Genomic DNA, 639 nt, shown 5'->3' on the forward strand with positions numbered 1-639 from the left:
CTTAAATTGTCAGACGATTGATGATGGTGAAAATTGGTTGCCGCCAGAAGAGCGCAATATCGGAATGATCTTCCAAGATTATGCACTATTTCCTCATCTGACAGTTGCGCAAAATATAGCCTTTGGCTTGAAGCATCAATCTGCACAAGAAAAGCGCGCGAAAGTCGATGAAATGCTAGAACTCGTGCACCTTCAAGGTTACGCCGATCGTTATCCACATCAGCTTTCTGGTGGGCAACAGCAGCGCGTTGCGATTGCCCGTTCTCTGGCTTACAGCCCTGATTGGCTGCTTTTGGATGAACCGTTTTCCAATATTGATACTCAGGTTCGTCACGAGTTAATCAGCGAGATCCGTAAGATTTTTAAGGCACAAGGCGTTACAGCGATTTTCGTGACTCACAGTCGTGAAGAAGCATTTGCGTTTGCCGACAAAATGGCGGTGATGAACCACGGTGTTATTGAGCAATACGGCACGGCTTCAGAACTCTACTACCAACCTTCGAGCAAGTTTGTTGCAGACTTCTTAGGTGGTGGTAGCTACCTAGCCGCAACGCGCATTTCAGATACGGAATACGAAACCCATATTGGTGTAGTTGAGGCGAGTGCACAGCAAGAGATTCAAATGCAATCTGCTTGTTC

At 46.6% G+C, this 639-nt stretch carries 1 protein-coding gene; it reads left to right on the forward strand.

The window, feature by feature from the left end; translation table 11 throughout:
• The coding region (locus tag R7E78_RS27700) for an ABC transporter ATP-binding protein (RefSeq protein WP_318058829.1) at positions 1-639 on the forward strand (639 nt) is incomplete at both ends.

This window comes from Vibrio sp. YT-19(2023) (assembly GCF_033337395.1).